We start from the raw sequence: 23,251 nt of genomic DNA, 5'->3' as shown, positions 1-23,251 counted from the left end.
ACCACCGGGCCGAAGATCTCCTCCTGGAACAGCCGGCTGGAGTCGGGGTCGACGCCGGTGACCACGGTCGGGTGCACGAAGTAGCCCTTGCGGTCCAGCCGATGGCCACCGGTGACCAGCTCGTTGCCGTCGGCCTTGCCCTGCTCCAGATAGCCCAGCACCCGGGTCAGCTGCTTCTGGCTGATCAGCGGGCCGACCATGACACCCTCGTCCTTCGGGCCACCGAGCTGCATCATGTTGGCCATGTTGGCGATGCCTTCCACGACCCGCTCGTAGACGCCGCGCTGAGCGAAGATGCGCGAACCGCACACGCAGGCCTGGCCGGAGTGCACGAAGGTCCCGAACGCCGCCATGGTGATGGCCATGTCGATGTCGGCGTCGTCGTAGATCAGCACTGGCGACTTGCCGCCGAGCTCCAGGGTCACCTTGTTGAGATTGCTTGCGGCAGAAGCGCGCACGATCTCACGACCGACCTCGGTGGAGCCGGTGAACGCGACCTTGTCCACATCGGGATGCGCGGTGATCGCCGCACCGGCGGTGTGGCCGTACCCGAGCACCATGTTGACCACGCCGTCGGGCACGCCGGCCTCGCTCAGGATGCGGTCCAGCACCAGCGCCGACAGCGGGGTCTCCTCGGCCGGTTTGACCACACTGCTGCAGCCGGCGGCCAGCGACGGCGCCAGCTTCGCGCAGAAGTTGAAGACGGGCCCGTTCCACGGGAAGATCAGTCCCACCACGTCATAGGGCTCGCGCAGTGTGTAGACGTGCTGATGCGACTCGATGCCGGTGAGGCCACCGGTGTTCACGTCCCGTGCGATGCCGTCGATCTTGGTACACCAACCGGCGTAGTAACGGAACCACTCCGAGCCCACCTTGGTGATGATGGCGGCCTGCGAGGCCGGAATGCCGGCGTTGATCGACTCGAGTTCGGCGAGGACCTCGGCGTTCTCGTCGATGAGGTCGGCGACCTTCCAGAGCACCTTGGCCCGGTCATAGTCGGCCATCTGCGACCACACCCCGGACTCGGCGGTGGCCTTGGCCCGGGCGACGGCGTCGTTGACCGCTTCGGGCCCGCAGTCGGTGAATTCGGTCAGCTGCTCTTCGGTGGCCGGATCGATGATCGGAATCACGTCTCCGGTGCCGGGGACCTTGCGAATGTCGTCCAACACCGACTGCACCGACATGGATAATCCCCTTCTCGCATTCGGATAATTGCGTTTGCACGAGGGTATGTGGTTCCCCGGCCGATGTCTAGGGTTCGCGATCGGGGCCGAGCTGCAGTGGTTGGGCGAGGGTCAGCCGAGCGGCTCAGCCGCGTCCGAAGCCATGCGCGCAGAAGTCCCAGACTTCCTCGGCGGTCAGCGGGTTGACCGCCGGATCGGCTGAGGCCGGGCTGGATTGGGCGTTGAACATGACCGTCTGCATGACCATGGCCGCCACCCGCCGGGGATTGGTTCCGGTGCGCAACCGGCCGGCGTCGGCGGCTTGTTCGGTCAGCTCGGCGAGCAACTCCAACAGTGGCGTGTGGGCGACCCGGACCTCGACGGGGTGGGTCAGCAGCAGCGTCGGGGCGAAATCGGTGAAGAGCGGACGTTTGGCGGCCGGGTCCGGGCGCGACGACTCGAACAGCAACTCGACGGCGACCTTGACGCGTTCCAGCGGATCGGCGTGATTGGCCGTCGCGGCGCGGATCTGGTCGGCGGCTCGGCTCAGTGCGTCTTCGAAGAGCGCCAGCAGCAGCTCGTGCTTGCCGTCGAATTGCAGGTAGAAGCTGCGCAGCGATTGGCGGGAGCGGTCCACGACCTCCTGGACGGTGAAGTCCGTGCTGCCCTTCTCGATGATGATCGACTGTGCGGCATCTAGAAACCGCTGGACGCGTTGCGCCGCGCGGATCTTCGCCGTCTTGATTGAGCGTTCGACCGCGCGCTGCTTCCAGGCGGGTTCCTCGCTCGGATTGGTCACCGGCGTTCCGGACGCTGCGGTGACCGAGACATGGCGCAACTGTACTGGACGCAAATCCGCCGGTGGCGCAGCACGCTGGCGTGGGGGCGACGATGCAGAGATCGTAACTTCTCCATTCGAGAATGATATTCTCATATCCGCGTCTAGGGAAGCGGACGAGCAACATCGGCGGCCGCATTCGAATCGGGTATCCCGGGCGCCCGAGTCGAGGAGTTCTGCGTGCAGCTGACCTTTGATCCTGAAGTCGAGAACTTCCGGGCCGAGTTCTCGGCTTTCCTCGACGAGCATCTGCCCAGCGACGCCGAGGCCCTGCAACGGTCGCATTCGTGCTCGGACGTGCCGGATTGGGCCCGTAGCTGGCAGCGACTGTTGTTCGACAACGGCTGGCTGCTGCCGGCGAATCCGCCCGAATTCGGCGGCCGCAACGCCACGATTCTGCAGCAGTACGTGCACTCCGAAGAACTGTCCCGTCGGCGTATCTACCCCAGCTTCAACCCGCAAGGGGTCGGGATCATCGCCGCCTCGTTGCTCTCGTTCGGCACCGACGAGCAGAAACACCGTTGGGCGGTACCGATTCTGCGGGCCGAGATCACCGCGTCGCTGGGCATGAGTGAGCCCGGTGCCGGCTCGGATCTGGCCGGTCTGCAGACCCGGGCGGTGCTCAACGGCGCCCACTTCGTGGTCAACGGACAGAAGGTCTGGACCTCTGGCGCCCACGACGCCGACGTACTGCTGACGTTCGTACGCACCGACCCCGATGCGCCGAAACACAAAGGAATCAGTGTGCTGCTGATCCCCACCGACGCCGAAGGCGTTGTGCGACGGCCCTTTGCATCGGCGTGTGCGTACGACGACATCGACTTCAACGAGGTGTTCTTCACCGACGTTCGGGTACCCGCCGAGAACTTGGTGGGGCCGCTCAACGGCGGTTGGGGAGTGGCCAACGGCTCACTTGGTCATGAACGCACGCTGTTGTGGATGAGCTTCGCCGAGCGGCTGCGCGATCTGATTCATGACTTCCACCCGGCCGGTCCGCTGGACCGTGACCGCTTTGCCACGCTGCTGATGGACAACGAGGCGCTGCGGCTGCTCGGCTCGGTGGCACTGGCGCAGGCCGCGCGCGGTGAGCAGGATGTGCCCGCACTGTCAGTACTCAAGCTGCTCGGTTCGGAAGCCGTCCAGAACGCCGCGGAACACGCACTCGACAACGCGGGTGCGGCCGGCCTGATCCACCCCGGCAGCTCCGGTACCTACATGCCGCTCAACGAGGATCACGCCTCTGGAAGCTGGTTCGACCGCTACCTGCGCAGCTTCTCCGGAACCATCGCCGGTGGTACCTCGGAGATTCAGCGCAACATCATCGCCCAGCGGGTGCTCGGCCTGCCGCGCTAGCCGCGACTGGCTCACCCCCTCGCGAGCGGCATTTCACCGACGCCGTAACGGCGTGTCTCGTCGCGAAATTGCCACTCGGCGAAGGTCAGAGCTGCACCATGCGCGGCGCCGAGCCGCGGGCCCGCAGACCGCCGCCGACCTGGCGGGTCAATTCGCGGGAACTTCCGAGCAGGCCGTCGAGCACCAGTACCCGCTCGATATGCCGGTGCAGCTCGTGTTCCTCGGTGAAACCGACACCGCCGAGCACCTGCTGGCAGTGCTTGGCCGCGGTCAGCGCAGCTTTGCCCGCGGCGGCTTTGGCCAACATGGAAGTCAGGTCCGGGCTGTCGATCACGGGCACGCTAAGAGTGGCCTCCGCGCCCTCGATGGCGACCAGGGTCTCGGCCAGTCGATGCCGAACGGCCTGGAAGGACCCGATCGGCTTGCCGAACTGCACCCGGTCGGTTGCGTGCTGGCGGGCCAGCGTCAGCATCGCCCGCGCCGAGCCGACCAGCCACCATCCCACCGCGCGGCGGGCCTCACCCAGGCGCATCAGTTCCCCGCCGGGTATCTGGCGCAGCGGAAGCCCGCCAAGAACGGGGTTGGGGTCGCGCTCGCTGCGCTCCCAGATCACCCAGCTGCCACCGGCATAGGGCATCGGGGGAGTGCCGCCGGGCAGGCCGCCGATGGTCTCCAGGATCACGTCGTTAAGTACCGAGGCGTGCGCCCCGGTCTCGCCGAGCAGCCGGAACACCAGCGGGATGGCCAAGTCCGGTTCTTCGGAAAGCATTTCCGTCCAACCGAGTTCAGCCAAGGCCCGATCCAGCGCGGCGCCGGACGACGACGCCATGGTCTTGCGCAGCGTGTCTTCCAGCAGAACGAGCGAGGCGGTGTCCATTCCGGCGGTCATCGTCACTCCTTGCCAAGGTCGAGCAGTCGTCGGGCGATGATGTTGCGCTGAACCTCGGCGGTGCCGCCGTAGATGGTGGCCGCCCGGGAGTAGAGGTACTCGGCGCGCCACTCGCCCTCGTCCAGCTCGATGACGCCCGGCAGCAGGTCGCGGGCGGTGTCATAGAGCAACTGTTCGGCGCTGGCCAGCAACACCTTGTCGACCGAGGTGTCCGGGCCCAGCCGATGACCGTCGGCCAACCGGTGCTGGGTGGCCCGGGAGCGGCAGCGCAACGTGTGCAACGCCAGATACACCGCCCCCAAGTCGTTGTCGACCGCGGCGCCCTGGCGCTTCACCTCGGCGATCAGCGCGTCGAAGCGTGAGTACAGGTAGGCGATGCGCTGCCAGAAGCAGGTGGAGCGCTCGTAGGGCAGCAGGTCCATGGCCAACTGCCAGCCGTCGCCGGGCTTGCCCAGCATCCGGGAGTCATCGACGACGACATCATCGAAGTAGACCTCACAGAACTCGTCGACGCCGTGCATGGTGCGCAGCGGGCGCACATCAATGCCGGAGGTGTCGGTGTCGACGAAGAAGGCGGTGATAGCCCGGCGATTCGGCGTATCCGCGTCCCCGGTGCGGGTAAGCAGGATGCAGCGCTGCGAGTACTGGGCGAAGCTGGTCCAGACCTTCTGGCCGTTGATCACCCACTGGTCGCCCCGTGGGACGGCGCGGGTGGTCAGTGACGCCAGGTCGCTGCCCGATCCCGGCTCGGAAAAGCCTTGGCACCATTGCTCCTTGCCGCTGAGCAACTTGGGGACCATCTCCGCGGCCAGCTCTGGGGTGGCGTAGTCGATCATCGTCGGCGCCAGCACCTCGAGCATGGAGTAGGGGCCCGGCTCGGCGAGCCCGCGGCCGACGACCTCTTCGCCGACGACCGCCCGCAGCATCGCCGGACCGCCAAGGCCGCCGGCCTCGACCGGCCAGCCATACCGCATCCAGTCGGCCTCATACAGTGCCGCGCATACCCGGCCGAACTGTTTGATGTGGGCTTCCAGGGAGCGATCAGGCCCTGGGGTCAGGTCGTTGTCGTCGAGCCAGGATCGCAGATCTGCTTGGAATTTAGAGACGCTCATTTCGATGAGGGACGGCCGATCGCGTGCGGGCGTCCGGAATCGTGGACACCGCTGCGGCGGATGAACGTCATCGCCCGGGTCTTCAACCGCCAGCCGCCGGCAGTGCGCACATAGGTGTCGTTGTAGTAGCCGATCCGCATGTCGTGGCTGGCGTGGTCGATGAAGCACAGCGGCTGAGTGCCGGTCGCGCTGTCGCCGTCCAATTCGATCACCGGGGTGCCGGTCATGAACAGGCCCTTGGGTGCGGCATCGACCAGTACCGGAAACCGGTCCAACGAATAGGTTTCGCCGAAGGCGCTGTAGGTACCGTCCGGGGTGAACACGGCCACCAGTCCGTCGATGTCGCCCTGGGTGATGGTGACCGCGTAGCGGGCCAGCGTCTGCTGGATCTCGACCAGGTCGTCAGTTCTTGTTGACATATACCTTGCCGCCTTTCATGACGAAGTTCACGTTCCGGGTGACGGTGATGTCGGCCAGTGGATCCCCGGGAACCGCAATGACATCGGCCAGTAGCCCTTCGGCCAGGCGGCCGCGGTCGGCTGCGTTGATGAGCTCAGCGGCGGTCACCGTCGCCGCGCGCAGGACGGCGGCCGGCGGCATGCCCCACTCCACCAGGGTGACCAGCTCATCGGCATTGCGGCCATGCGGGATCGCTGGCGCATCGGTGCCGACAGCGATCTTCACCCCGGCCTCATAGGCCGCCTTGATCGACGTGCGGGCCTTGGGAAACATCTCGGCGGCCTTGGCCTGCAGTTCGGCCGGTGCCTTGGACACGTCCATGGCCTCGGCCAGTCGCCGCGTAGTGACCAGAAAGCGGTCGTTGTCGACAAGCATCGCAATGGCTTCGTCATCCATCAGGAAGCCGTGCTCGATGCAGTCGATACCGCAGGCCACCGCGTGTTTGACGGCCTCGGCGCCATGGGTGTGCGCGGCCACGCGCAGTCCCCGCCGGTGCGCCTCGTCAACGATCACCCGCAGTTCTTCGTCGGAGTAGTGTTGTGCTCCCGCCTCTCCGGTCAGGGACATGACACCGCCGGAACAGCACACCTTGATCAACTGTGCGCCGTGTTTGATCTGGTAACGCACCGCCTTGCGGATCTCGTCGACACCGTTGGCGATGCCTTCCTCGACGGTCAGCTCCAGCACGCCCGGCATGAACGCCGCGAACATCGTCGGATCCAGGTGTCCTCCGGTGGGGGTGATCGCGTGTCCGGCCGGCACCACGCGGGGGCCCTCGATCCACCCGGCATCGATCGCCTTGGCCAGCGCCACATCGAGCAGGTATCCGCCGGTTTTGACGAACAGTCCCAGGTTGCGCACCGTGGTGAACCCGGCGCGCAGGGTGCGCCGGGCATTGCCCACCGCACGCAGCACCCTGGTCGGTGGGTCATCCTGCACCTGGGACAGCCCTGGATTCTCGCCGCGGCCGCCCATCAGCAGGTTGACTTCCATATCCATCAACCCGGGCAGCAGGATCGAGTCGCCGAGGTCGATGACCTCGTCGTCGCTGCCGGCTGGGCGCTCGCCGACTCCGACGATCCGCTCGCCGTCGATATGCAGCACACCGGGCCGAACGATCTCGCCGGCGACGACGTCCAGCAGCCCGGCCGCCTTGAGCGTCAGCACCCCTAGATCACCGGCTCGCTCAGCAGTTCCACCCACGCTGCGCCGCTGTCCGGGACGCGCGGCTGTTTCCACGCCTCGATCGGGAACGACACCATGACCAGGGACTGCATGATGTGCATGAGAGTCTTCGCGTCCTCTGGCAAGTCGTCCAGCGGGAACTTGTCGCAGTACGTGACGACGTCATCAAGCATGGGGAACGCGACATCGTAGAACTGCTGCATCTCAGCCATGGATGACGCCAGCCGCTTGGCGTAGCGTTCGGGTTCATGAGCCAGGTCCCAGTCCAGATACGGTTCCAGGGCGGCGAATTCAGACGGTAGCGGCACTTTGGTACTCCTTCACGAAGTCGCGGTTCACCTTGTGCAGGTGGCGGATGAGGATCTCTTGGTCGCACAGCAGGAAGTCCTTGACGGCCTTGGTGCCGATCATGGTCTGGGTGGCTTCCAACGTATTGGCGTCCTGTAGCGCGTACTCCTTGAACGTGACGGCGGCCAGCTCCTGGGCCAGGCGTTCGCGGGCATTCTTCGGCGGCACGAAGTACAGGTTGGCCTCGAAGGTGTGCTTGTCGACGGCGGTCGGCCAGTACTGGTAGGTCAGATACCAACCTGGCTCCCAGATCAGCAGCATGAAGTTCGGGTAGAACAGCCACGAGTCGATGCCCCACTGCGGCACTCGCTTGACGTTCACGCCTGGCGGCAGCTCCTTGAGGTTGGCGATGGGCTCCGGCTTGTCCCACGGGCCGAACAGCCCGCTGCGCAGTACCTGGTCCAATGGCTTGACCATGGACATGTCGGGAGGCGGTGCCTGTCCACCCCATGTCGACTGCAGGCTGTGCGGGCCGGCCAGCTCGTAGTGCAGCGCTTCGTAGCCGAACTTCTGGATCTTGGCGGCTTCTTCCTTGGTGTACTGCCCCTGGTGCAGGATCGGCGCGTGGTAGAACTCGATGAACGCGTCGATGAACAGCTTCCAGTTGCTGCCGACTTCAGCGCGGTAGGAGTAGGTTTCGGTCATCTCGCCGAATGGGTAGCCCTCGATCCCCTTGGCCAGCGGCCCGAGGTAGTCGGCGAGCGGTTGCGCGTCGTCGTCGAAGTTGACGAAGATGAAGCCCTCCCAAACTTCGCAGCGCACCCCGGCCAGGCCGTAGTCGGTCTTGTCGACGTTGAAGAACTCGTCCTCCTGCTGGACGAAGGTCAGGTCTCCGTCCAGGCTGTAGCGCCAGGCGTGGTACTTGCAGGTGAACTGCCGGCAGATCCCGGAGGTCTCCTCGTTGGGGAAGTCGTTCCACACCAGCTTGTTTCCACGGTGGCGGCAGATGTTGTGGAAGGCCCGGACCACGCCGTCTTTGCCTTTGACGACGATGATCGAGGTGCCCTTGCACACCGACGGCAGCTCCCGAGTGAAGTAGCTACCGGTCTTGGGCAGCCGTTCGACGCGTCCCACGTTGATCCACGTGCGCTTGAAGACCGCCTCGCGCTCGGCTTCGAAGAACGCGGGGTCGATGGAGTCGCTGTAATCGACTGGCTCGGTGCCCAATTCGGGATAGCTCTGCGTCCAGCTGCCGGCAGCCGGCTTGGGGAAATGCGCCACGGTACTACCTCTCTGATTCGGGTTTTTCGTCAAGTTCGACACCAAAGGTGTTGAATGCCATGGCCAGCATGCTGTAGCAGCCGACCGTGAAGACGAGTTCCATCAGTTGTTGCTCGTCCAGGTGTTTGGCGAGGACAGCCTCGGTGGCGGGGGAGAGTCGGGAGGTCTCGTCGAGTTCGTCGGCTGCGTTCACCACGGCTTGGTGCAGCTCGCCGCGTCCGGCGCCGTGCTGCAGGTCTTCGATGTCGGTGTCGGTGAGGCCGGATTCCTTGCCGATCGTGATGTGGTGCACCCACTCGTATTCGCAGCCGCGGCGGTGGGCGGTCCGCAGGATCGCAAGCTCGCGAAGGTTTCCGGGCAGCGACGAGCGATACAGCAACTCGACATTGAATTTGAGGAAGGCCCGCGCCAGCTTCGGGTGGTGAACCAGCATGGTCATCGCCGACCCGGCGTCGCGGGAGTTGCGCCGATCCGCGGTCAGCACCTGGGCCAGGGCACGTTGGACCGCCTCTTCGTCCCACTGGGACTCCGACAGCGGAGTCAGGCGCATCGTTCCTCCTCGCAGATGAGAATCACATTCTCATAATTGACCAACAGATTTCCATGTTTGACTCGATTGGTCAATACTTCGCTGTTTGCGCAGGCGGCGCGAGGCGGGGTAGACGTGCTCTACGCCCCGGCCGTGCCGTGGGCGGCGCAACGCCGAGCGCTTCGGCGAAGGTTGATTCTCCGAAAGCGGGAAGATAGTTTTCATTGGAGACGTCGGAAGCGTCAGGGGACCGGCCGCTGCCGCACCCGGAACGGAGGACGGCCATGAACAAGGACGACATGATTCTGGTCAGCGTTGACGACCACACCGTGGAACCACCGGACATGTTCGCCAACCACCTGCCGCGCAAGTACCTCGATGACGCGCCGCGTCTGGTGCACAACGCGGACGGTTCTGACTCGTGGCAGTTCCGTGACGTGGTGATCCCCAATGTCGCACTCAACGCGGTCGCGGGCCGGCCCAAAGAGGAGTACGGGCTGGAACCGCAGGGCCTCGACGAGATCCGGCCCGGTTGCTACAACGTCGACGAGCGGGTCAAGGACATGAATGCCGGCGGCATTCTGGGATCGATCTGCTTCCCGTCGTTCCCCGGCTTCGCCGGCCGGCTCTTCGCCACCGACGACGCGGACTTCTCGGTGGCGCTGGTGCAGGCCTATAACGACTGGCACATCGACGAATGGTGCGGGGCCTATCCCGGACGCTTTATTCCGATGGCGATCCCGGTGATCTGGGATGCGCAGAGGTGTGCCGACGAAGTGCGGCGGGTGTCTAAGAAGGGCGTGCACGCCTTGACGTTCACCGAGAACCCGGCCGCGATGGGCTACCCGAGTTTCCACGACGCGTATTGGGACCCGCTGTGGCGGGCGCTGTGCGACACCGACACGGTGCTCAATGTGCACATCGGATCTTCCGGCAAGCTGGCCATCACCGCGCCCGATGCGCCGATGGACGTGATGATCACCCTGCAGCCGATGAATATCGTGCAAGCCGCCGCGGATCTGTTGTGGTCCAGGCCGATCAAGCAGTACCCGGATCTCAAGATCGCCCTGTCCGAGGGCGGCACCGGGTGGATCCCGTACTTCCTGGAGCGCGTGGACCGCACCTACGAGATGCATTCGACCTGGACCGGTCAGGACTTCGGCGGGAAGGTTCCCTCCGAGGTGTTCCGGGATCACTTCCTGACCTGTTTCATCTCCGATCCGGTGGGTGTTCAGCTGCGGCACCTGATCGGTATCGACAACATCGCCTGGGAAGCCGACTATCCGCACAGTGACTCGATGTGGCCCGGAGCGCCCGAAGAGTTGTGGGATGTGCTGACCGCCAACAACGTCTCCGATGACGACATCAACAAGATGACCCACCAGAACGCGATGCGTTGGTACTCATTCGACCCGTTCGGCCACATTCCCCGCGAGCAGGCCACCGTGGGGGCGCTGCGGAAGGCTGCCGTGGGGCACGATGTCTCGATCCGTGCGCTCAGCCACCACAAGGATGGCGATCGTCAGGCGAACGCGTTGATGGAAGCCGCGCGGTCGAACAGCTGAGTCGGCCCCGGCGGCTTGGACAACATTGACGGGCGCCGTCGGGATATGAAATTCTGTTCACCGGTTACGAGAATGTGATTCTCGGATGTGAGAGGGAGCGGAACGGCTCGATGGATCCAGACACGATCGACTTCTTCACCGACCAAACGGTGGTCAGCGACCCGTACCCCTATCTGCGCGCGCTGCGGGAACGCTCGCCGGTAACCCGCGAACCGCACCACGGTGTGACGATGGTGACCGGCTGGGACGAGGCGACCGCGGTGGCCGGCAACGCCGAGGTCTTCTCGTCGTGCATCGCGGTGACCGGCCCGTTCCCCGGCTTCCCGGTGCCGCTCGACGGCGACCTGGGGGGCGAGACCGTCGCGGGCCTGATCGACAAGCATCGCGACGAACTGCCGTTCAGTGACCAACTGCCGACCCTGGATCCTCCGACGCACACCAACCATCGTGCGTTGCTGATGCGGCTGCTCACGCCCAAGCGTCTCAAGGAGAACGAGGACGCCATGTGGGAGCTCGCCGATGCGGTACTCGACGATTTCCTCGCGCCCGGCGCCGGCGAATTCATCGGCGGCTTCGCGGCCCCGTTCACCCTGCTGGTCATCGCGGAACTGCTGGGCGTCCCGGATGAGGACCGTGACGACTTCGTCAAGAACATGCACCGCAACGTCGGCGGTGGGATCGGCAGCACCGATGCAAAGGCGTTGGCGCACAGCCCATTGGAGTACCTCTACGCCACCTTCGCCGGCTACGTCGCCGACCGCCGCCGTGCGCCGCGCGGAGACGTGCTGACCGGCATGGCGGAGGCGACGTTCCCCGACGGTTCCGTCCCAGACCCGATGGATGTGGCCAAGGTCGCCGCCAACGTCTACTCGGCCGGCCAGGAAACCACGGTGCGACTGCTCGGCTCCGCACTGAAGATCATCGGGGAGCGGCCCGACATCCAGCAGCGTCTCCGTGAGGACCGCAGCCGTATCCCGAACTTCATCGAGGAGGTGCTGCGCTTCGAGACCCCGGTCAAGGGCGATTTCCGGCTCTCCCGGGTGGATGCCGAGATCGGCGGAGTCCACGTCCCGGCCGGCACCACGCTGATGGTGCTGGCAGCCGCGGCGAATCGGGATCCGCGCCGCTTCGCCGACCCGGACACCTTCGACCCTGCCCGCCCGAATGCCCGTCAGCACATCACCTTCGGCCGCGGCATCCACAGCTGCCCCGGCTCGCCGCTGGCCCGCGCCGAAACCCGCATCGCCATCGAGCGGCTGCTGGACCGCACCACCGACATCAGGATCTCTGACGAGCTGCACGGCCCGCAGGGGGCGCGTCAGTTCCACTACATCCCGACCTACATCCTGCGCGGGCTGATCCAACTGAACCTGGAATTCACCCCCGCGGCCGATCGGGCGGCGCGATGAAGGCCTGGGTCGACCCCGATCGCTGTGCCGGACATGGCATCTGCACCACGATCTGCCCGCAGGTGTTCGTCATCAACGACGACGGTTATTCCGAGGTCACCGTTGACGAAGTGCCGGCGCAGTTCGAAGACGCGGTACGCGACGCCATCAAGCAATGCCCAGAACGTGCCATCGACGACGTCACCGAAACTCAGGAGAGCTAATGGCGAACGCGCCCAAGGGATATGTCATCTTGACCGAGGCCATCAAGGACCCCGCGGGCATGGTTGCCTACGGTAAGGCTGCCGGGCCGACGATGGCCGGCGCCACGATCCTGGCCGTCGAGACCCAGCATGAGGTGCTGGAAGGCCAGTGGCACGGAAACCAAACCGTGGTATTGGAGTTCGAAACCGTCGACGCCGCCCGCGCCTGGTACCACTCCGAGGCCTACCAGGAGGCGGCGAAGCTTCGGCAGGCCGCGGCCGAGTGCAACGCGGTGATCCTGTCGGGATTCCCGGCGCGCTAGTCGTCGACCTCGACGATCGCCAGCGCCTGGCGGGGGCAGCGGCGGACCGCCTCGGCGACGTCGCGTTCGGTCTCGGCGGTGATGTCAGGTTTGAGAATGAAGAGGTTGTCGTCGTCATCGACGTGGAACACCTCCGGGTTGACGCCCATACAGATCGCGTTGGCTTCGCACAACCCGTAATCGACCACCACCTGTCGGCGTGACATTGACACCCCTAACGCAGCACGCGGACGGGAACGTTCTTCCAGCCGGAGACGTTCTGCATGTGAACTCGTTGCAGGCCAGCCCAATCCACCTCATAGCGAGGCATGAAGTCCAGCAGTCGCTCCAAGGCGATGACGCTTTCCATCCGGGCCAGCGCTGCCCCCAGGCAGCTGTGAATCCCATACCCGAGGCCCAGGTGTTGCGCCTGGGTCTGGTCCCGGTCGACGTCGAAGGTGTCGGGATCGGTGAACGCCTCGGGATCCCGGTTGGCGGCCGCGGCGATCAAGAACACCGGTTTGCCGGCCGGAATGGTGCCACCGGCGACGTGCGCTTCCTTGAGGGTGTAGCGGACGTTGTACTGCACCGGGCCCTCGTAGCGCAGCAGTTCCTCGACTGCCGCGGGAACCTTGCTGCGATCGTCGAGGAGCTTCTGCCACTGGTCGGGCTGGCGGGCGAAGATCACTGCGGCGTTGCCGACCAGCTTGGTGACGGTTTCCGCACCGGCGGCCCCGAGTAGCGAGGCGAATCCGGTGATCTCGATATCGTCGAGGCGCCGCATGCTGCCGTCCTCGCCGGGCATCTCGGCGGCAATCAGCCTGCTGATCATGTCGTCCTGCGGGTTGGCGCGCCGTTCCTGGATCAGTCCGTAGTAGTAGGTTGCGGTCTCGATGGTGGCCTGCATGCCGGCTTCGCTGACCTCGATCTGCCCCGGCTCGCGCTGCAGCGAGGTGTCGATCCAGTGCCGAACCTGTTGACGGTACTCATCAGGCACGCCGGCCATCCGGGTGATGACCTCTACCGGGAACGGGCCGGAGAAGTCCTGCACCACGTCGAAACCGTCGGGGTCGACGGCGCCCAGGAACCGCTCGACCTGCTCGATGACGGTGTCGCGCTGGGCCTGGATCGCGCGCGGGGTGAAGGCCTTGTTGAGCAGGCTGCGCATATGCCGGTGATCCGGTGGGTCCATGAAGATGATCATTTTCTGCGGCGCCTCACCCGAGCGCACCATCGCGAGATCGCAGCCGCGGGCCGACGAATAGGTCTCGAAGTCCTTGAGAGCCGCCGACACATCTTCGTGGCGGGTCAGCGCGTAGAAGTCCTCTTCGGCGTTGTAGTACAGCGGTGCTTCCTCGCGCATGCGCCGATAGATGTCGAAGGGGTTCTCGTAATACTCTTCGGAGAACGGGTCGAAGATGAGTTCCGCCTTGGTCATCGAACCTCCTCGGTGCGCCGGAAGCTAGGCGAAGCCGACGCTGGGACGATGGACTATAACCGCTACTGTAAGGTAAACGGCAGCGTGTCGGAAGGGTTCTGCGCAGACCGGCGTCACCGGGGGTGATCCATCAGCGCCAGCGCCGCATCAGCGGCATCGAGCACCGCTGAAGGATCTGCCCCCGCCCGCTGGGCCAGATCAGACACCAATCGGACATCCTTCTGCAGCAGGGCTCCTGCCAGCCCCGCCAGCCGGTCCAGGGTGCCGCCCGACCCCCGGATGCTGTTCAGCGCGAAGCTGTTCGCGCTGCCCCGGGACACCACCTCGGCGAGTCGGTCGGTGGCGACGCCCAGTTGCTCGCCCAGAGCCAGCGCGGTGGCGGCGGTCCCGAGGTTAGCGGTGAACAACAGGTTGTTGAGCAGCTTGGTCATCTGACCGGTGCCCAGTTCGCCCAGATGCACCACCGGGTCGGCGTAGGTCTCGAAGACGGGCCGGCAGCGCTCGACGACGTCGGACTCACCCCCGGCCATCACCAGCAAGGTGCCGGCCGCGGCGGCCGGACCGCCGCCGCTGACCGGAGCATCGATCACCGAGACCTGCTGTTCGGCACAGTCCTGCGCCAACCGGCGACAGGTGTCGGGATGGACCGTGCTGTGAATCGCGATGATTCCGCCGGGCTGCAGTCCGGCCAGCACACCGCTGTCGCCCCGGACCACTTCCTCGACATCGGCGTCGCCCACCACGCACAGGCAGACCAGGTCGCTTTGGCCGGCCAACTTCGCGGGGGAATCGGCGATGCGTGCCTCGGTGTCGGAGAAGGACTCCAGCGTGCCGTCTCTTCGCGCCCACAATGTCGTGGCGTAGCCGCCCTCGATGATGCGCCGCGCCATCGGCGCGCCCTGGCTGCCCAACCCGATGAATCCGACCCGCATCAGCTGACCTCCGAGTCTCGCGCGACGATGGCGGTCGCGCAATCGTTGACGAATGACAGCACCGACTGGTGGTACTGCGCTGCGCTGAAGCCAAGGCTGAGATTATGACCCGACTCGAGCTGGTGGTTGCTGGTGAAACTGTCTGCGGCGGTGAAGATAGCGCGGATCTCGCGTTGCGCGGCCGGGCCGGACTCCCAGACCTTCTCGTGTTCGGCGAAGGTGAAGCGCACCGGCGCCCGAACCTGTGCGGCCAGTGCCGGAAAGTCCCGTCGCGGCCAACTGGCCACCATGTCGGCCTCATACGGAGCGCCCGACGATGCGTTGGTGATCCCGCGCAGCACCGCCTCCGGGTACAGCGCGGCGGGCTCCCAGAGCAGTTCGCGCAGACCGGCGGGCCGCTGTCCGGGTCCGGCCGAACTCAATGCGGTACGCGCGGCGTCTTGGTAGCGCAGTCCGGTGCCGGCCAGTTCCAGACCGAGCAGCTCCGCGCCGCGGTCGGTTGCGGCCATCCGCACCGCCAGCTCGCAACCGTTGGAATGACCCAGCACGAACAGCCCTGCGCCACGACCCCGTTCGCCCAGGATCCGATCGACGGCCAGATAGGCCAGCCGGACGCGTTGCTCGGGCTCGGTCATCGCCTCCGGATACAGGGCTGAGCTGCCGTAGCCCGGACGATCTAACGCGATCACGGTGTAGCCCAGCGCCGCACCGGCTCTCAACAGCGACAGCGTGGGCTGTCCGGGGCAGTCGAAGTAGATCGACGTGGTCCCACCACCGTGCAGCGCGACAACCACCGCACGCGGATCGGGGACCTCGGCGACCAGTGCCGACATCGGGACCCCGTCGGCACTGACCATCCGCGGGCGCACCGTTGTGTTCACGAGTCGGTCCTCACGAGTCGGTCCGCAGCAAGATGACCCCACTCGGTGTCAGTCCGCCGCTGCTGGCCACGGCGACCCGCGCATCGGCGATCTGGCGTTCACCGGCCTCACCGCGCAGCTGGGTGACCGCCTCGTGGATCAGTCCCATGCCGTGCGTACGGCCGTGCGAGAGCTGACCACCGTGGGTGTTCAGCGGCAGCACCCCGTCGCGTGCGATGTTGACGCCCCCGTCCAAGAAGCTCTTCGCCTCCCCGATGCCGCAGAAGCCCAGTGCCTCAATCCAAGACAGGCAGTTGAAGGTGAACCCGTCGTAGAGTTCGGCGACGTCGACGTCCGCCGGCCGCAACGACGTCCGGGACCACAGGTGCGCGGACTGGCCGAGGACCTGCGGTTCGTGGGTCAGCGTGCTCTGGTCCCAGTCGGTTCGCTCGATGATCTGGGTGCCGACCGCCTCGACGCGGATCGGCGGCTTGGCCAAGTCGCGTGCCGCATCGACGGCCGACACGATCACCGCGACCGCGCCATCGCACGGGACGTCGCAGTCGTAGAGACCGAACGGGGTGGTGATCATCCGAGCGGACAGGTAGTCCTCCATGCCCATCGGATCGCGGTAGATCGCGGTCGGGTTGAGTGCGGCATTGGCCCGCTGGTTCAACGCGATCCAGCCGAGTGTCTCGCGGGTGGTCCCGTAGCGGTGGAAATGCCGCTGCGCATTGAGTGCCAGGGTGTGTGCTGCCGAGGTGGCGCCGAACGGAACCTGCCAACTGTTCGTACGCCGTCCGCCGGGTGGTGAGGCTTTGCCTACCTTCAGCAGCTCGCCGAAGGTCGACTCCCATACGGTTCGGAAACACAACACGTGCCGGGCCAGCCCGGTGGCCACGGCCATCATCGCGGCAATGACAGAGCCGCTCGGACCGAAGGTGTCCATGCCGCCGTTGATCCAGGTCGGGCGGAACCCCAACGCGCCCTCCAGCGCCGACACCCCGCCCTCGCCCATGCCCGCGACGTCTAAGCCCGGGTACGTGGAGAGTCCGTCGATGTCCTCGAAGGTCAAGCCCGCATCGGTGACGGCCGCCTGGCATGCCTGCACGGTCAGCGCCAGCGGCGCGGCCATCAGCCGACGGCCCAGTCGTGACGCCCCGACCCCGGTGATCGCCACCTTGTCCTCGAACTTGTCGGCGGACACCATCGGGCGCACATGCTGTGCGTAGTCTTCGGGCGCGATCTCATCTTCGGGAAGCGGCTTGATCTCCGCACTGTCGGGCACCGGCCGAAACAGCGGTAGCCAGACATCGTCGATGTTCTCGAACGCCACCTCCACCTGCTGGCCCAGCCCGAGCCGGTCGGGGTCGCAGTCGATGAGGGTGGTGGTCAGCCGAACTCGTGGGTCTTCGTCGATCGCTACCTGGGCCACCACATAGGGCGCCGGCAGACCGGGCAAGCTGAATCGGTGGTTGACGGTGAAGCCCGCCAGCGTGGCCCGGCCAGACACGTCACGCACACCCATATTCATGCTGCGGCAATACCGGCACACCGGTTGTGGCGGATGGATCAGTGCGGCGCAATCGAGACAATTCTGCAGCCGCAGCACGCCGTCAGCTCCAGCGGACCAAAAGAATTCGTTCTCGGGGGTGACCGCGGGAAGGGGGCGGCCAGGTGCGCTCACAAGTCGACCTCTCCGGTGATTTCGATGATGGCGTGCACCGGGCAGTCCAGCAGGGCGCGCCTGACATCGTGCTCGTCGGCATTCTCAACCGACCCGTCGCCCGTCAAGGACGCATAGCCCCAGTCGTCCAGCGAAAAATGTTTGGGCGCGTGTTTGGCGCAGAACCCGAACCCGTCGCACAGCGTGCGGTCCAGGCGGATCTTCATGCCGTCACCTCCTCGACCTGGTAGGGACGCATCGCGCGGAAGGCGCCGCCACGGCAGACGTCGCAGGCGCCGTCGAGGTGGCGCGTCACCAACTCCGGAAACCGGGTCAGTAGACTGGCGGCAACATGGGTGGCACCGTCCAGCGTGCCGCAGGCGCCGCGCCCGGGCAGCACACCGGCCCACCGTTGCAGCCGCTGCACGTCTTCGGTGGTCGCGACTCCATCCCGCAGGGCTTCGGCGACCGCCGCCATAGCCACGGTGCCGTTGAAGCACGACCCACACTGCCCGGCGTTCTCCCTGCCGAAATAGGCCAATACCGCGGCCGTCACCGCCACCGGGCAGTCGTCGGTGAGAACGCAGATCGCCCCGCAGCCCAGGCCGCTGCCGCTCGCGCGCAGCGACTCGTGGTCGAGGGTGACCCGCAGCGCTTCGTGGTTGAGCAGACCGGCGAAATACCCACCCATCAGAACACCGCGGACCTGCTCGGCCGCAATCCCGTGCGCGCTCAGCAGTTCGGCGATCGGGACGCCATGCGGCAGCTCGTAGAGCACGGGCGAAACCCCGCCGCCGCTGACCGTGGCCAGGAAGGTACCCGGCGACAAGGCAGTTCCGTGCGTGCGAAACGCTTCGGCTCCGTGCTGTTGCAGATAGGGGAGATTCGCCAGCGTTTCGACATTGGAGACCAGGGTCGGCAGCGCACCGACTCCCTGTTGGTAGGGGCGAGGTGGTTTGTCCGTCGGCTTGGCCGGGCCGCCGTTGATGGCCCGCACCGCCGCAGTCTCCTCGCCGGCCACATAGCCCGCGTCGACGGTGACCACCCGGATCGACAGCCCGCCAAGGACTTCCGGGCCGACCTCGGTCAGGGCGTTCTCGACGCTGCGGGCCGCCCAGGCATCGGAGACATAGACGTAGGCGCGACGTGCCGCCACCGTAGCCGCGGCCAGCCGTAACCCGTCCAGTACCAGATGGGGTCGGTTGCGCAGCAGCCACCGGTCCTTGATCGAGGCTGGTTCGCCCTCTTCGCCATTGGCCACCACGACGGTGTCGCGGCCGCGGCGGCCGGCGTCGCGCACCGAACGCAGCTTGACTGCGAGCGGGAATCCCGCGCCGCCGCGGCCGAGCAGACCGCTGCGTTCCACCTCGGCGAGAAGCTCGTCCGGGTCGCGCAGCGGTCGATAGCCGCCGGCCTGGTATTCCGTTGCGCCCTCGACACCGGACTGCAGTCGCAGCAGTCGCGGCGGGCAGCCCGGCCAGGCGGCCACAGTGATCGCTTTGGCGTCCGGAGTGACCGTGCTGTTGGTCGTCATTGACACCTCGTTTGACTAGGCTCGCGGACGTGAGAACAGCGGTGGTGCGACTCGACGTCGACCCGGCCGGGAAGCTGGTGCCCGAGCATCTGATGTCGGGAATGGCAACGCTGCGCGAGCTGGCCGGCCAAGCCGGTGTCGATGTGGTCGATGCCGACATCGCCGCCATGCCGGTGGGCCGGCGACACGTACGGTTGCTGATCACCGGAGCCGAACGGGACGTCATTGATATCGGTGTGCGGCTGTGCGCCAAAGCCTTCGGCACGGCGCCGACGCCAGGTGTGGTGACCTACCTCAGCAGGGGCACCGATGACGACGTGCACGGGGTGCTGGCCGGGCTGGGACTGTCCGGCGAGATCGCTCGCGCAGCGGGGCCCGATGGTCTGGACATCGTGCACGTGACGTTGGCGGAGTCGGATCTGCAGCGGGTCGGCGAAAGCCGGATCCACACGGCGCTGGAGGCGTCGCTGAACTGCGAGGTTCACATCCATACCAGCTGAGTGCATCAGCGGCCCAAAAATTCCAGGATCGCCGGGGCGGCCTGCACCCAGGTGTCGAACATGTTGAAGTGACTGACTTTTCCCGATGCCCGATCTTCAGCGGCCCGCTCCCAGGCGTCTTCGGGCCAGGGTGGGTCGATCAGCTCGGATCCCTTGATCAGGCAGTTGACCTCCAGTGAGGTCCGTTTCGGGTGGTCCCAGTCGTTCTCGCCGCCGCGGATGATCAGTGTGGGAACCGTGATCCGGTCGAACATCTCGTCGTCCACGCCGGGAATCGTCTGGCCCGGCTTGGAGACGAAGGCGTTGAGCCAGCGCAACATCACCTTGAGGAACGCATCGCCGTCCAGGTCGAGCAGCCGTTGTTTGTTGTTGGGATTCTCCTCGATCCGCTCCTGCCATTCGCGTACGCCCAGCAGGGCCGCCGGGCCGCCACCACGCGCGGCCAGGATGCTGGGCACCACGTAGTAGGACCCGAGCACGAAGGTGCCGTAGATGCCGCCCACGATGTTCCACAGGGCCAGCTTGGTGACCAACTCCGGATAGAGCATGGTGGTCAGGATCGAGTCGCGTGCCCCACCCGAGCCGCCGGCCAGGATGACCGGTCCAGTCCCCAGGGCGGTCAACAGTCCGTGCAGGGTTTCGGCGCGCATGTGCGATTCGGACTGGCCGTAGAACTGCACGTCGGAGGCCCCGCAGTTGGGCCGGTCCCACAGCAGCACGCGGTACCCGCCTTCGACGAGAGCGTCGGCGAGCGGGCGCAATCCGGGGATCTCCTTGGAGAATCGCCCACCGGGGGTCAAGACGATCAGCTCACCCGTGGTACCGAGGATCTCGTAGACAACGTTGCCGGCGTTGACTTCGATAGAGGCCACCGAAAACTCCTGTGCGCTAGGCCTGGACGAGGACGTCGTTGCCGACTACCCGCACCGGGTAGGTGCGGATGCTCCACTCCGGTTTGACCGCGGTCGTACCGGTGGCGAGTTCGAAACCCCATTGATGCCAAGGGCAGTAGATGTACTCGAGGTCGCGGACCATGGCGGCGTCGCCCGGGCGCTCCTCGTCGACGACGGTACGGCCGCGCAGCCGGCCCGAGCACAGCGGACCGCCCTGGTGAGGGCAGAAGTTCGCGATTGCGTAGAACGTCCCATTGATGTTGTACACGCCGACTCCGTGATGCCCGATCGGCACGAGCTTGTGCGTGCCGGGCGGGATTTCATCGATCGTGGCAACAATGTGCTCGCGGCCCTGGGCCAGCCGGGGCCGCTGCTCGTCGTGGCTCATCTAGAACACCCGCACCTGTCCCTCGAGGGCCGGGACCGTGTCGGGAAGGTGGTAGGTCTGCAGTCCGTTTTTGAACATCACCGCTTCCCGGGCCGCCTTGGGCAGGTGTTTGACCAGCCAGCGCGGATCGTCGAAGGTCCAGTGCGGGTAGTCCGAGGAATAGAGCAGGATCTTCTCGCACTCCATCCATTCCAGGGCACGTGAGAGTTCGGTCTTATCCTCCGGGTAGTCCAATGGCTGGGTGGTGAATTTGATGTGTTCCTTGACGTATTCACTGGGCTTGCGCTTGATGTCCACCCATGACTTGCGGGCCGCGTAGATGGCGTCCATCCGCCACATCAGCGGCAGGATCCAGGTGAAGGCGTGTTCGACGAGCACGATGCGCAGGTTCGGGTGCCGGTCGAAGACCCCGTCGAACACCAGGCTCATCACCTGGTTCGCTGCCAGCAGCGAGTAGGTGACCATGAAATCGTGGTTGTAGCTGGGCATTCCTACCGGCGGCATCGGCAGTTCTTCGTGATGGCTGCGGGACAGGTGGCAGCTCACGGTGATGTCGTGCTTGGTGGCCGCCGCCCAGATCGGGTCGTACTTGGGGTCGCCCCACGCGGGCCGTGGCTCGGCCTTGATCAGGATCTGCGCCATGTAGGGGTGCCCGGCCCATTTCTCGATCTCGGCGACCGCGCCGGCGGGGTCCTCGATCGCGGCGCAGATCGAGCCGCGCCAGCGCTCATGCCAGTTGTTCTTGGCGTCGAGCCAATGGTTGGCCTGCCAGTCGTTGAGCGCAGTCGACATCGCCTGCTGTGCTTCGGGGAAGCGGGCCGGGTAGGCGGCGGGCTCAAGGATCGCGTAGTCGGCGCCCGCTTCCATGATGAGTTGTTTGAACGCCAACTCCGGGTCGCTTCCCGGGAATTCGCCATCGGCCGGGAACGCGTCAACACGCATGGCGAAGGCGTGTGCGTAGTCGGGGGCGTCGTAGTAGATCTGCTCGCCGACCCGACGGGGCAGAAAGTACTTGCTGCGCCAGGGCTCGGGGAGATATTGCACCAGGTCGCCGCGCCGCGGCACCGGGTGAACGTCCGAATCCACACACCGCACAGCGATTCGCTCGGCGGCCGGCTTACGCTCGGTGGCTGTCACGGTCATCGTGAACTCCCTTGATTCCTGCTGCTCTCTAGTGTGCGCCCGCGACGGCGCCCACGTCGATGCCGTATAGCCGACTGGCGTTGCGCCAGCACAGCTTGTCGCGCTGTTCGGCGCTGAATGCGCGTGGAACGATCAGGTCGTTGCGCTGCCAGTGCGGATAGCTGGACCCGTACATCACCATGTCCTCTTTGCCGGTGAAGCCGAACCATTCGCCGGCAAAATCGGTGTCCCCGGGGCCGTCCATGGCGCCCTGCACGAAGTAGACGTGGCCGGGCAGGTAGTCGCTGGGCATCTTCGGCGCCCAGGGTGTTTGCTCCAGGTGTGGCCGGCCGAAGGTGTCCATCCGCCAGATGATCGGCGTCAGCAAGTCCGCGGCGCCGTCGGCCCACACGAACTTCAGCGCCGGCATCCGCTCGAAGACGCCCTCGGCGATCATGTTCATCAGGTGGTACAGGTAATTGCATGCCATGAAGCTGACGTACTGCTCGTAGGTGCGGGGCACGCCGGACGGCGTCGGCGAGGCGGAGATGCCCGAACCCACCTCGATGTGTGCCACGACCGGCAGGCTCGCGTCGATGGCCGCCTCCCACAGCGGCCAGAACTGCGGTTTGCCGAAGAGTTCCCGGGATTGCAACGGAACGCCGATCTGCACGATCCGGGGGTGATCCTTCCAGCGTTCGATCTCCCGCAGCGCGCCGGCGATGTCGTCGGGGTTGACCCGGATGGTGCCCCGGAAGCGCTCGCCGTACTCGGGGTGGTCCAGCCAGCGCGACACCAGAATCTCGTTGTGCGCCGCGGCGATCGCAGATCCCAGATGCCGGTCCGGCATGACCCCGCGGGTCATCGGGTGCAGCACCGCCACGTCGATCCCGCGTTCGGCGAACAGGTGCTGGGCGACCAGGTCGGGGTCCGACCCCGGGTATTGGCGCTGCGGGCCGTCGGTGCCGGGGGCGTACTCGCCGCCCGGCGCGCCGTACCAGTCCATTTCGTAGTCGGGAAAGCCGCGGCTCTTGAACGGTTCGCGCATGAAGGTGCGGAGGTCGGAGTTGGATGCCGCAAAGATGTGCACACTGGCGTCGATGACAGGCGTGCGGGTGCCGTCGGGGTGCTCGATCATCAACGCCGCCCTTCGTAGTACCGCCCGCCGGGCACGTGGTGCAGTCACCGTGCCGCCCGACCCCCCGGTGGTACCCATTGTATAGCTGTATTCTTTGCATGCAAGAACAAGATTCTCATACTGACCCGCGACGGTTGCCCGCAGTGGGTGACGTCGTCGCCAGATCACTACGTCGTTATGCAGCGACGGCAAGGCATCTCAACACGAGATCGTTACATCCATTAG

The 23,251-nt window shown here is 65.8% G+C and carries 26 protein-coding genes; 6 read left to right on the top strand and 20 right to left on the bottom strand.

The genetic code is table 11. The features are described from left to right. A partial coding sequence (locus N416_RS0104380) for an aldehyde dehydrogenase (RefSeq protein WP_024440914.1) occupies positions 1–1,184 on the bottom strand: 1,184 nt, incomplete at its 3' end. Between the two features lie 124 nt (positions 1,185–1,308). Continuing rightward, entirely contained in the window at positions 1,309–1,962 is a 654-nt protein-coding gene (locus N416_RS0104375) for a TetR/AcrR family transcriptional regulator (protein WP_024440913.1), read from the bottom strand. Positions 1,963–2,181: 219 nt separating this feature from the next. On the opposite strand from N416_RS0104375, the gene N416_RS0104370 reads away from it, so the two are divergent. After that, positions 2,182–3,354 carry an acyl-CoA dehydrogenase family protein gene (locus N416_RS0104370; RefSeq protein WP_024440912.1) on the top strand — a complete coding sequence of 391 codons (1,173 nt, stop codon included), beginning with the start codon at positions 2,182–2,184 and terminating at the stop codon, positions 3,352–3,354. A gap of 85 nt (positions 3,355–3,439) precedes the next feature. Here the strand turns inward: N416_RS0104370 and N416_RS0104365 are convergent, their stop codons facing one another. From N416_RS0104365 to N416_RS0104335, 7 genes are read right to left on the bottom strand one after another with little or no spacing between them, the layout of a single operon-like run. Next, positions 3,440–4,243, bottom strand: a complete 804-nt coding sequence (locus N416_RS0104365; protein WP_024440911.1) for an acyl-CoA dehydrogenase family protein — start codon at positions 4,241–4,243, stop codon at positions 3,440–3,442. A 2-nt stretch (positions 4,244–4,245) separates the two neighbouring features. Beyond that, positions 4,246–5,355, bottom strand: coding sequence for an acyl-CoA dehydrogenase family protein (locus tag N416_RS0104360; RefSeq protein ID WP_024440910.1), 1,110 nt, complete (start codon positions 5,353–5,355; stop codon positions 4,246–4,248). Beyond that, complete coding sequence (locus N416_RS0104355) at positions 5,352–5,774, bottom strand: nuclear transport factor 2 family protein (protein ID WP_024440909.1); 423 nt, start codon at positions 5,772–5,774, stop codon at positions 5,352–5,354. Before N416_RS0104355 ends, N416_RS0104360 begins: the two co-directional genes overlap by 4 nt. Continuing rightward, positions 5,758–6,981 carry an amidohydrolase family protein gene (locus N416_RS0104350; protein WP_024440908.1) on the bottom strand — a complete coding sequence of 408 codons (1,224 nt, stop codon included), beginning with the start codon at positions 6,979–6,981 and terminating at the stop codon, positions 5,758–5,760. The genes N416_RS0104355 and N416_RS0104350 overlap by 17 nt, the downstream gene beginning before the upstream one ends. Before the next feature lie 2 nt (positions 6,982–6,983). After that, positions 6,984–7,307: a hypothetical protein gene (locus N416_RS0104345; RefSeq protein WP_024440907.1), complete on the bottom strand. Its 324-nt coding sequence runs from the start codon at positions 7,305–7,307 to the stop codon at positions 6,984–6,986. Continuing rightward, on the bottom strand, positions 7,291–8,568 hold the full coding sequence (locus N416_RS0104340) for an SRPBCC family protein (protein WP_024440906.1): 1,278 nt from the start codon (positions 8,566–8,568) through the stop codon (positions 7,291–7,293). Before N416_RS0104340 ends, N416_RS0104345 begins: the two co-directional genes overlap by 17 nt. A 4-nt stretch (positions 8,569–8,572) precedes the next feature. Next, positions 8,573–9,118 carry a carboxymuconolactone decarboxylase family protein gene (locus N416_RS0104335; protein ID WP_024440905.1) on the bottom strand — a complete coding sequence of 182 codons (546 nt, stop codon included), beginning with the start codon at positions 9,116–9,118 and terminating at the stop codon, positions 8,573–8,575. 263 nt (positions 9,119–9,381) lie between these two features. On the opposite strand from N416_RS0104335, the gene N416_RS0104330 reads away from it, so the two are divergent. From N416_RS0104330 to N416_RS0104315, 4 genes are all read left to right on the top strand, one after another. Next, a complete protein-coding gene (locus N416_RS0104330) occupies positions 9,382–10,662 on the top strand; it encodes an amidohydrolase family protein (RefSeq protein ID WP_024440904.1) in 1,281 nt (426 codons plus the stop codon). Positions 10,663–10,772: 110 nt separating this feature from the next. Further along, positions 10,773–12,071: a cytochrome P450 gene (locus N416_RS0104325; protein ID WP_024440903.1), complete on the top strand. Its 1,299-nt coding sequence runs from the start codon at positions 10,773–10,775 to the stop codon at positions 12,069–12,071. Continuing rightward, positions 12,068–12,274, top strand: coding sequence for a ferredoxin (locus tag N416_RS0104320; RefSeq protein WP_024440902.1), 207 nt, complete (start codon positions 12,068–12,070; stop codon positions 12,272–12,274). The genes N416_RS0104325 and N416_RS0104320 overlap by 4 nt, the downstream gene beginning before the upstream one ends. Beyond that, complete coding sequence (locus N416_RS0104315; RefSeq protein WP_024440901.1) at positions 12,274–12,576, top strand: DUF1330 domain-containing protein; 303 nt, start codon at positions 12,274–12,276, stop codon at positions 12,574–12,576. The genes N416_RS0104320 and N416_RS0104315 overlap by 1 nt, the downstream gene beginning before the upstream one ends. Here N416_RS0104315 and N416_RS0104310 read toward each other — a convergent pair. The 7 genes from N416_RS0104310 to N416_RS0104280 form a co-directional block, all read right to left on the bottom strand. Continuing rightward, entirely contained in the window at positions 12,573–12,782 is a 210-nt protein-coding gene (locus tag N416_RS0104310) for a ferredoxin (protein ID WP_024440900.1), read from the bottom strand. The two genes, N416_RS0104315 and N416_RS0104310, sit on opposite strands and share 4 nt — an antisense overlap. Positions 12,783–12,790: 8 nt before the next feature. Then, positions 12,791–13,993 carry a cytochrome P450 gene (locus tag N416_RS0104305; protein WP_024440899.1) on the bottom strand — a complete coding sequence of 401 codons (1,203 nt, stop codon included), beginning with the start codon at positions 13,991–13,993 and terminating at the stop codon, positions 12,791–12,793. A 113-nt stretch (positions 13,994–14,106) separates the two neighbouring features. Continuing rightward, positions 14,107–14,925 carry an NAD(P)-dependent oxidoreductase gene (locus N416_RS0104300; RefSeq protein ID WP_024440898.1) on the bottom strand — a complete coding sequence of 273 codons (819 nt, stop codon included), beginning with the start codon at positions 14,923–14,925 and terminating at the stop codon, positions 14,107–14,109. Continuing rightward, complete coding sequence (locus N416_RS0104295) at positions 14,925–15,782, bottom strand: alpha/beta fold hydrolase (RefSeq protein WP_024440897.1); 858 nt, start codon at positions 15,780–15,782, stop codon at positions 14,925–14,927. The genes N416_RS0104300 and N416_RS0104295 overlap by 1 nt, the downstream gene beginning before the upstream one ends. Positions 15,783–15,816: 34 nt before the next feature. Further along, entirely contained in the window at positions 15,817–17,472 is a 1,656-nt protein-coding gene (locus N416_RS0104290) for an OB-fold domain-containing protein (RefSeq protein ID WP_024440896.1), read from the bottom strand. Beyond that, the gene (locus tag N416_RS0104285; RefSeq protein ID WP_024440895.1) at positions 17,469–17,678 is read right to left on the bottom strand and encodes a ferredoxin; all 210 of its coding nucleotides are present in this window, start codon (positions 17,676–17,678) and stop codon (positions 17,469–17,471) included. The genes N416_RS0104290 and N416_RS0104285 overlap by 4 nt, the downstream gene beginning before the upstream one ends. Beyond that, entirely contained in the window at positions 17,675–18,985 is a 1,311-nt protein-coding gene (locus N416_RS0104280) for an NADH-ubiquinone oxidoreductase-F iron-sulfur binding region domain-containing protein (RefSeq protein WP_024440894.1), read from the bottom strand. The genes N416_RS0104285 and N416_RS0104280 overlap by 4 nt, the downstream gene beginning before the upstream one ends. A 29-nt stretch (positions 18,986–19,014) precedes the next feature. On the opposite strand from N416_RS0104280, the gene N416_RS0104275 reads away from it, so the two are divergent. Then, positions 19,015–19,485: a hypothetical protein gene (locus N416_RS0104275; RefSeq protein ID WP_036457227.1), complete on the top strand. Its 471-nt coding sequence runs from the start codon at positions 19,015–19,017 to the stop codon at positions 19,483–19,485. Between the two features lie 5 nt (positions 19,486–19,490). On the opposite strand, the gene N416_RS0104270 is transcribed toward N416_RS0104275, so the two are convergent. From N416_RS0104270 to N416_RS0104255, 4 genes are read right to left on the bottom strand one after another with little or no spacing between them, the layout of a single operon-like run. Further along, positions 19,491–20,357, bottom strand: a complete 867-nt coding sequence (locus N416_RS0104270) for an alpha/beta fold hydrolase (RefSeq protein WP_024440892.1) — start codon at positions 20,355–20,357, stop codon at positions 19,491–19,493. A 16-nt stretch (positions 20,358–20,373) separates the two neighbouring features. Next, the gene (locus tag N416_RS0104265; protein WP_024440891.1) at positions 20,374–20,766 is read right to left on the bottom strand and encodes a Rieske 2Fe-2S domain-containing protein; all 393 of its coding nucleotides are present in this window, start codon (positions 20,764–20,766) and stop codon (positions 20,374–20,376) included. Continuing rightward, the gene (locus N416_RS0104260) at positions 20,767–21,909 is read right to left on the bottom strand and encodes an amidohydrolase family protein (protein ID WP_024440890.1); all 1,143 of its coding nucleotides are present in this window, start codon (positions 21,907–21,909) and stop codon (positions 20,767–20,769) included. A gap of 28 nt (positions 21,910–21,937) precedes the next feature. Continuing rightward, positions 21,938–23,026, bottom strand: coding sequence for an amidohydrolase family protein (locus N416_RS0104255; protein WP_024440889.1), 1,089 nt, complete (start codon positions 23,024–23,026; stop codon positions 21,938–21,940). Between the last annotated feature and the right edge of the window lie 225 nt (positions 23,027–23,251).

The organism is Mycobacterium sp. UM_WGJ, assembly GCF_000455125.1.
GTDB lineage: Bacteria > Actinomycetota > Actinomycetes > Mycobacteriales > Mycobacteriaceae > Mycobacterium.
This window is presented reverse-complemented; position numbering and strand designations above follow the sequence as displayed.

What these genes read in the sequence shown, in the direction of transcription:
- N416_RS0104365 (WP_024440911.1), bottom strand. Translation starts at nt 4,243, where the DNA reads ATGACCGCCGGAATGGACACCGCCTCGCTCGTTCTGCTGGAAGACACG.
- N416_RS0104360 (WP_024440910.1), bottom strand. Translation starts at nt 5,355, where the DNA reads ATGAGCGTCTCTAAATTCCAAGCAGATCTGCGATCCTGGCTCGACGAC.
- N416_RS0104355 (WP_024440909.1), bottom strand. Translation starts at nt 5,774, where the DNA reads ATGTCAACAAGAACTGACGACCTGGTCGAGATCCAGCAGACGCTGGCC.
- N416_RS0104335 (WP_024440905.1), bottom strand. Translation starts at nt 9,118, where the DNA reads ATGCGCCTGACTCCGCTGTCGGAGTCCCAGTGGGACGAAGAGGCGGTC.
- N416_RS0104330 (WP_024440904.1), top strand. Translation starts at nt 9,382, where the DNA reads ATGAACAAGGACGACATGATTCTGGTCAGCGTTGACGACCACACCGTG.
- N416_RS0104325 (WP_024440903.1), top strand. Translation starts at nt 10,773, where the DNA reads ATGGATCCAGACACGATCGACTTCTTCACCGACCAAACGGTGGTCAGC.
- N416_RS0104320 (WP_024440902.1), top strand. Translation starts at nt 12,068, where the DNA reads ATGAAGGCCTGGGTCGACCCCGATCGCTGTGCCGGACATGGCATCTGC.
- N416_RS0104315 (WP_024440901.1), top strand. Translation starts at nt 12,274, where the DNA reads ATGGCGAACGCGCCCAAGGGATATGTCATCTTGACCGAGGCCATCAAG.
- N416_RS0104310 (WP_024440900.1), bottom strand. Translation starts at nt 12,782, where the DNA reads ATGTCACGCCGACAGGTGGTGGTCGATTACGGGTTGTGCGAAGCCAAC.
- N416_RS0104305 (WP_024440899.1), bottom strand. Translation starts at nt 13,993, where the DNA reads ATGACCAAGGCGGAACTCATCTTCGACCCGTTCTCCGAAGAGTATTAC.
- N416_RS0104300 (WP_024440898.1), bottom strand. Translation starts at nt 14,925, where the DNA reads ATGCGGGTCGGATTCATCGGGTTGGGCAGCCAGGGCGCGCCGATGGCG.
- N416_RS0104295 (WP_024440897.1), bottom strand. Translation starts at nt 15,782, where the DNA reads ATGGTCAGTGCCGACGGGGTCCCGATGTCGGCACTGGTCGCCGAGGTC.
- N416_RS0104285 (WP_024440895.1), bottom strand. Translation starts at nt 17,678, where the DNA reads ATGAAGATCCGCCTGGACCGCACGCTGTGCGACGGGTTCGGGTTCTGC.
- N416_RS0104280 (WP_024440894.1), bottom strand. Translation starts at nt 18,985, where the DNA reads ATGACGACCAACAGCACGGTCACTCCGGACGCCAAAGCGATCACTGTG.
- N416_RS0104265 (WP_024440891.1), bottom strand. Translation starts at nt 20,766, where the DNA reads ATGAGCCACGACGAGCAGCGGCCCCGGCTGGCCCAGGGCCGCGAGCAC.
- N416_RS0104260 (WP_024440890.1), bottom strand. Translation starts at nt 21,909, where the DNA reads ATGACCGTGACAGCCACCGAGCGTAAGCCGGCCGCCGAGCGAATCGCT.
- N416_RS0104255 (WP_024440889.1), bottom strand. Translation starts at nt 23,026, where the DNA reads ATGATCGAGCACCCCGACGGCACCCGCACGCCTGTCATCGACGCCAGT.